At 71.0% G+C, this 7,004-nt stretch carries 8 protein-coding genes; all 8 read left to right on the forward strand.

The window, feature by feature from the left end:
- Positions 1-81: 81 nt before the first annotated feature.
- Positions 82-909: an SPDY domain-containing protein gene (locus BHU15_RS27080; RefSeq protein ID WP_069629585.1), complete on the forward strand. Its 828-nt coding sequence runs from the start codon at positions 82-84 to the stop codon at positions 907-909.
- A gap of 34 nt (positions 910-943) precedes the next feature.
- Positions 944-1,300, forward strand: coding sequence for a hypothetical protein (locus BHU15_RS27085; RefSeq protein WP_069629581.1), 357 nt, complete (start codon positions 944-946; stop codon positions 1,298-1,300).
- On the forward strand, positions 1,297-2,118 hold the full coding sequence (locus BHU15_RS27090; RefSeq protein ID WP_069629582.1) for an SPDY domain-containing protein: 822 nt from the start codon (positions 1,297-1,299) through the stop codon (positions 2,116-2,118). The genes BHU15_RS27085 and BHU15_RS27090 overlap by 4 nt, the downstream gene beginning before the upstream one ends.
- 116 nt (positions 2,119-2,234) lie before the next feature.
- Positions 2,235-2,846, forward strand: a complete 612-nt coding sequence (locus BHU15_RS27095) for a hypothetical protein (RefSeq protein ID WP_079128408.1) — start codon at positions 2,235-2,237, stop codon at positions 2,844-2,846.
- A gap of 5 nt (positions 2,847-2,851) precedes the next feature.
- Positions 2,852-3,607, forward strand: a complete 756-nt coding sequence (locus tag BHU15_RS27100) for an SPDY domain-containing protein (RefSeq protein WP_368483222.1) — start codon at positions 2,852-2,854, stop codon at positions 3,605-3,607.
- 44 nt (positions 3,608-3,651) lie between these two features.
- Positions 3,652-5,442, forward strand: coding sequence for a type IV secretory system conjugative DNA transfer family protein (locus BHU15_RS27105; RefSeq protein ID WP_069629587.1), 1,791 nt, complete (start codon positions 3,652-3,654; stop codon positions 5,440-5,442).
- The gene (locus BHU15_RS27110; RefSeq protein ID WP_107422937.1) at positions 5,439-5,897 is read left to right on the forward strand and encodes an XF1762 family protein; all 459 of its coding nucleotides are present in this window, start codon (positions 5,439-5,441) and stop codon (positions 5,895-5,897) included. The genes BHU15_RS27105 and BHU15_RS27110 overlap by 4 nt, the downstream gene beginning before the upstream one ends.
- A gap of 180 nt (positions 5,898-6,077) precedes the next feature.
- Complete coding sequence (locus tag BHU15_RS27115; RefSeq protein ID WP_069629584.1) at positions 6,078-6,899, forward strand: hypothetical protein; 822 nt, start codon at positions 6,078-6,080, stop codon at positions 6,897-6,899.
- Positions 6,900-7,004 lie beyond the last annotated feature (105 nt).

Genomic DNA, 7,004 nt, shown 5'->3' on the forward strand with positions numbered 1-7,004 from the left:
CTCTTCGTCACCGGTGCCGCCGGCCGCGACCGTGACGGTGCCGAGACCTGCGGTGTCCGCCACGGGCGGCGGGCGGCACCGGTGACGAAGAGGACCAGGACGGGGAAGAACAGGCAGCAGTGGGCGGGCTGGGGGCCGGACGAGCGCCCTGAGCAGCACTACCTCGTGGCCCCCCGCCACCTCGCGGGCGGAGGCGACCTGCGGCACGTCACCGAATACCTGCGCGCGTCGGGCTGGAAGGACAGGTCCAAGACCGGCGGCCCGCTGGTGTTCGACAGCCCCGACCGCACCGTCCGCGTCGGCTACGACCCCTTCGTCCAGCCCGGCGGCTGGACCATCTCCGGCAAACGCACGCCCGGCCAGGACGCGTGGTATGCGACGTTCGGCCCGCAGGTTCCCGTGGAGATCGTCGCCGGGTTCACCGACGCCCTCGCCCAGCCCTACACCGCGCACGCCCCCAACGTGTGGCAGCCCCTGCACCGGCAGGGGTGGAGCGGTCAACGCGTCCCGCCCGTCGGGATGTCGAGCCCCGACGGCACCACCTTCCTGCAGTTCCACCAGAGCGGCCCGGGCCAGGCGATGTGGTGGGCCCGCGCCACCACCGAGTACGGCACCGCCTGGCACGCCACCTTCACCCCCACCACCCCGATGCATCTCATCACCGCGTTCAACACCGCGCTCGCCCACCCCGATCCGGTCATGCGACCCCGCGGCCACATACCGCCCAGCCGGCACATCCGCACCCGGTCGGTGTCCGTGCTGCCCTCCCAGCTCAGCGCCTGGCAGCAGACCCGCCTCACCGCCGCCGGCGCCGCCACCTGGGCCCGCAACACCACCACCGGCCGTCGCCCCGGCACCACGCCCGCCAGGCCGCGCCAGACTGTCAGCGGCTCGCACACGCGACGCTGACCAACCCCATCTCCCCCACGTACCAAGGACGTTGATGCCTCACCCCGCTCCCCCAAGCGCGCACCAGATCTCCCAGGCCACGAACACGCTGGACCAGCTCAAGCACTACCTGCGCGCCGAGCCGCCCGTCCCCGACACGCTGCCGCTCCTCACTCCGCTCCTCGACGAGAACACCGGCGTGCCCATCCTGCTCGGCGACATCCTGCGCGACGCCGCCCGCGTCGTCACCCAACGCGCCGCCAACCACCCCATGGACGACGACGTTCGCCAGATCATCCTCGGGCTGCGTGAAGCCGCCCGGGAGATCACCGAATGGCACGCGCTGCACTGGGACATACAGCGCCTGAACAGCACGTTCCCGCAAGCCTCCGGCACGTTGACCTCACATTGAGCCACCCGTACATCTCCACCCGGACCGACGGCCCGGAGCACACCCTCTGGTTCGAGACCAGCCCCCGCTACCTCGCCGGTGGCGGCGATCCCCGGCACATCACCCAGGCACTGCGGGCCGCCGGCTGGAAGAACCACTCCGACCCCGAATACCCCCACGTCATCCTCACCAGCCCCGGCCACCGGCACACTGTGGCCCTGGAACCCGAAACCAGCTCGTACACAGCGTGGTGGCGGATCCAGGCCCATGGTGATCAAGACGGCTGGTACACGCAGTTCGGCGGCAACATCCCTGTGGAGATCCTCGCCGGCCTCACCGACGCCCTCCTCCAGCCGGTACCCAAGACGGCGCCGGAGATCTGGGTCCCGCTCACCGCGGCGGGCTGGACCTACGAACGCGACGAGCGCGGTAACGAAACCGCCGCCCATCCCGACGACATCCTGAGTGTGCGCCGCCGGGCCGTCGAGCCGGGTGAGCAGGTCTTCTGGACCGTGGAAGCCACCCTGCCCATCGGCGGCGGCGGACATGAGCGGATCTGGCACGCCTACCTCGACGAGCGCATGCCGCCCCATCTCATCGCCGCGTTCACCCGTGCTCTGGCCCTCGACGAGCCGGTCCAGCGCCGCTACTACGACGTCCCCCACTTCCACCTCGTCACCCAGGAACGCGGGCCACTCGGCGAGCAACTCGCCGCTGCCCACGAGGCACGGCTGAAGACCGTACGGACCGCAGCCCGCAAGACCCGCCGGACCGCACTCTCAGCGCAGAAGCCACCGGCCCCTTCCACGACTCCCACGGTGCTGGCCCGCAGCCGCTGACCCACCAGCCGCCCAACCGGTGAACTCGCCCCGACAGGGCGGGTCCTGTCCTACCGGAGAGCCGGTTGTCCACCCGACCCGGCCTCCGCCGCCCTCGATCCCTCTGTGAGCCGTCTTTGACCACTTCCACCCCGCCGCCATCGAACCTGCCCTCGAACGAGGCCCACCAGCTCTACCTGCGGCAACTGGCAACGTATCTGCGGGAAAGCAGACAGATCCTGGACGCGTGGGACGCCTACGCCGACGAACACTGCGACTCGGAGACGTTCGAGCCGTTCGACGAGGCCGCGTACGGTGCCCGTCAGCGGCAGCGTGACACCGACACCCTGAACGCCTTCGGCCGCGTCTACTTCCACGCCGACGTCCTGGTGGACATCGCCGAACATCAACTGGCCCGCCTGCCCGCCTCCGCCACAAGCGACTACGCGTGGCGGCTGGGTGAACTGCGCACCAGCACGCAGAAGCTGTACACGCTGCACCGCCAATGGCTCGACCTGCGCGCCAACTTGCCCACGGATGCCGTGCCCAGCACCAGGGCGTACAACGAGCCGCTCGCCGAAAACCGCGCGGACGCCTGGCACTACCTCGACCAGTGGGGCATCCACGGCCAGGCCCTCATCGACATCAACACCCAGGCACACATGCAGCCGCAGTACTCCCCGCAGGCCCCAGCCCAGGCACCACCACCCCCGGAAGCCGCCCCCAAATCGCCTCCGGCACTGCGGTGAGGGGCGTGTCCGAAACCGTTGAGCAGGCGCTGATCGCTCCGCGCTACCTGGCCGGCGGCGGTGACCCCGGCTGGGTCACCGTCCCGCTTCACCGCGCCTGCGGCTGGAGTTACGGGCACGACCCGCTGATGCCCCGCGTCATCCTCACCAGCCCCGACCAGCTCACCCAGCTGCGCATCGACCCCGACCCGGACGATCCGTGGTGGACCATCCGACACGCCCGCAACGCGGACCAGCCCGGATGGGCTGCCACTTTCGGCGCCCGTACGCCGGTCGAGATCATCGCCGCGTTCACCGACGCCCTCACCGATCCACCGGGGACCGCCGGCACCGGAGCGGACCCGTACGCCCCACTGCGGCAAGCCAAGTGGGACACCCCGCGCCACCTCTACGGGCTGGCCTCACCCGACGGTGTCGCGTGTGTGGAGCACCTCGGCACCACCGGCAACGACCTGTGGACGGTCGAAACAGCGGTGATCGAGAACCCGACGATCTGGAGGGCCCACTTCACCGGCAGTACCCCAACGCATCTGATCACGGCCTTCACACGGTCCCTGGCCGAGCAGACCCCCGTCGCCCGCGACCCGAGCAGGATCCCCGGCTTCGCCCGCGACCGCATGAGCGTCAGCACCCACCGCGCCCCGGCAGCCGATCTCGCCTCCGCCCTGGAGCGACGCGTCAGCGCACTCGCCGCGCGGCACACCGCACCGCCCGCTGCCGCACCGGCGCCGCACGTCCCCCCGCCGCGCCGCACCCGCTGACCCGGCGCACCCGCGCTTCCCTTCACGTCCACCCGTACCTGGAACTGCCCTTGCGCTCGACCAGTTCGAACACCGACGGCTACGACATGGCCTTCCGGCTCCTTCTCGCCGTGCTCGCCATAGCGGTGCCCCTGTCCAACCTGGCCTGGCTGGGCGGCAACCTCACCACCCTCCTCACCGGCGGCAACTGGGCGCCGTACCAGCCCACCACCGCCCTGCTCCGTCCCGCCCAACTCTGGCCCCAGACCGCTGATACGACCCTGCTGATCGCCACCCGGATCGTCCCGGTCGTGGTCCTGCTCGTCCTCGGCGTCCTGGCCGGGGTCCTGTGGTCCCGGCACAGGAACAGTGGCGGCGGGCGGAAGAAGATCACCGGTATGGCCAAGGCCCGGGACATCCAGCCCCTGATGGCGAAGGCGACCGCCGCCAAGGTCCGCTCGCTGCGACCGAGTCTCAAGGACGCCAAGCAGATCGACGCGGCCGACGCCGGCATTCTCCTCGGCAACCTTCAGGGCACCCGTCACGAAGTACGGATGGGGTACGAGGACGTCGCGGTCGCGATCATGGCACCGCGCTCCGGGAAGACCACCTCGCTGGCGATCCCCTCCATCCTCGCCGCTCCGGGTCCGGTTCTGCTGACGTCCAACAAGGCCGGCGGCGACGCCTACACGGCCACGCTCGACGCCCGTACGCGGGTGGGCCGGACGTGGTCGATGGACCCGCAGCAGATCGCCCACGCGGAGCGGGCCATGTGGTGGAACCCCCTCGCCGGCGCGACCACGCTGGACGGGGCGAACCGGCTGGCCGGGCACTTCCTCGCTGCCTCGGTGGACGCCTCCCAGCAGGGGGACTTCTGGTCGAAGGCAGGCTCCAACATCCTCAGCCAGCTATTCCTCGCCGCGGCCCTGGACGAGCGGCCTATCACGGACGTGATGCAGTGGCTGGCGTTTCCCGCCGACCGTACCCCGCTCGACATCCTCCGCGACCACGGCCTGCGCGCGGTGGCGGCACAGTTGAAGGGCACCGTCGAGGGTCCCCCGGAGACACGGGACGGGATCTACGAGACCGCCCGCCAGTACGCCGCGGCCCTGCTGAACAGCGAGATCGCGGCCTGGGTCACCCCGCAGAAGAACGTCCCCGAGTTCCGGCCGGCCGACTTCGTCACCTCCACCGACACGCTGTATCTGCTGTCGAAGGACGGCGGCGGGGGCGCGAGCGCGCTGATCGCGGCGTGCGCGGACGCGGTGATGCGGGCCGCGACCGCGCAGGCCGAACGTGCCGGCGGGCGCCTCGACCCGCCGCTGCTCGCGATCCTCGACGAGGCCGCCAACGTGTGCAAGATCAGCGATCTCCCCGACCTCTACTCCCACTTGGGCTCCCGGGGGATCATCCCGGTCACGATCCTGCAGTCCTACCGCCAGGGCCAGAAGGTGTGGGGCGACGCCGGTATGGACGCCATGTGGTCCGCCTCCACCATCAAGGTCATCGGCTCCGGCATCGACGACCCCGACTTCGCCGACAAGCTGTCGCGCCTGATCGGCGACCACGACGTGCAGACCACCTCGACCTCGCACTCCGAATCCGGCAAGTCCACCTCCGTCAGCATGAGGCAGGAGCGGATTCTGCCAGCCGACGCGATCCGCGCTCTGCCCAAGGGCACCGCCCTGTGCTTCGCCACCGGCATGCGCGTCGCCATGCTCGACCTGCGCCCCTGGTACCAGGAACCCGACGCCGAGCAACTGACCGCCGCCTCCGCCCGCGCGTCTAAGGCCATCACCGCACGGGCAGTCGCCAAACACGCCCCGACCCCGTCCGGCTTCGGGAAGGCAGCGTGAGCGATTCCCTTCTGCACTTGGTGCCGGTCCGCTCCCGGGAGGCGAAGGACTTCGTGCGCGCCTGGCACCGTCACCATCCGCCGCCCGCGGGGCAGATCTTCGCCGTCGGCGCCGCCGACGAGACGGGCACGCTGCACGCCGTCGCCATCGTCGGCCGGCCCGTGGCCCGCCACCTCGACGACGGCGCAACCCTCGAAGTCACCCGAACCGCCAGCGACGGCACCCGCAACGCCAACTCCCTGTTGTACGGGGCGTCCTGGCGGGCGACGAAGGCCCTCGGATACCGGCGCCTGATCACGTACACGCAGCAGGGCGAGAGCGGCGCGTCCTTGCGCGGCGCGGGCTGGCACTTGATCGCCAGCCGCCCACCCCGGGCCGGATGGCACACCCTTGCCCGCCCCCGCGCGGGCCACGGCAACGACCACACAGCCCGCTTCCTGTGGGAAGCCCCCTGAACCACAACCCCGGAGAAGCCCTGCACACCTTCGAGCCCGCCGACCCGGAACCAGTCATGGGCCGCTGCGCAGCGGTGAACTCCGTCATGGCCGACACCGGCACCGTCACATAGACAGACCGCTCCTACCTCCAGGGCCGCCAACCGCCTTCCGCGCCGCCACCAGAAAGATCCCCCGACCTTGCCCGACACCCGCCCCGAGGACCTGATCCGGCAACTCCGTTCACTGGCTGAGGACTTCGCCGACGTCCACCACCTCACCCAGCGCACCAGTCTGCTCGACGACGACACCGTCCTGATGCCGCTCATCGCCCGCATCCGCACCACCCAGAGCCTCACCAACAAGGCGATCACCCTCACCCTGGCCATCGGCGACACCTCCGTCGCGGCAACCACCTGCGGGCGCAGCGCCATCGAGCACCTGACCGGCGCGGCGCGCTGGGGCAACGACGCGGGCGGTCACCTCCTGGCAGCCATTCCTGCGGCGAGCGCGCTGTACCGCATACCGCCCACCGCGCCGCGGCCACGGCGGACAACCCGCACCTCGGTCCACCACGTCGCCCTTCGCCGGCACATCAGCGCCGCCACCAACCTCCTGCGCACGGCGCCGGTCATCTGCCTCGACGCCGCCGCGCTCATCACCGCCACGCTCGCCACCGACCGTACGGTCCCCGCCCCGGGGGACGTGCTGCTGCCGCGGCTGACGGACCCACAGCGGGCCGCGTTCCGGCTCATCTCCCAGGGAGCCGTCCGCATCCGCCAGTGTGGGGGCCTGCCGCCGTTCCTCGTCACGAGCGTTCCCGTACCGACGATCACCGCCACGGTCGAAGCGCTGGAGCGCAAGAAGCTCGTGACCCGCGACACCAGCACCAGCCTCGACGAGGGCCAAAAGCTCGTCCTCACCACCGTCGGCCAGCGCGCCCTGCCGGCGATCGTGCTACAGACCGTCGCTCCCGGCCGCGCAACTCCCGCACCAGCACTGCCGCGAAGGCGAATCCGCTGACCCGCGCCAGGGCGTGCGAAGGCCCCGCACGCCTGCTGCGAGCACCGGGAGGGGTAACTCAACGTGCGGGGGGCGACGGACAACTGCCGGGAAGGGGACGGCGCA

Source organism: Streptomyces niveus (assembly GCF_001723055.1).
Taxonomy (GTDB): Bacteria; Actinomycetota; Actinomycetes; order Streptomycetales; family Streptomycetaceae; genus Streptomyces; species Streptomyces niveus.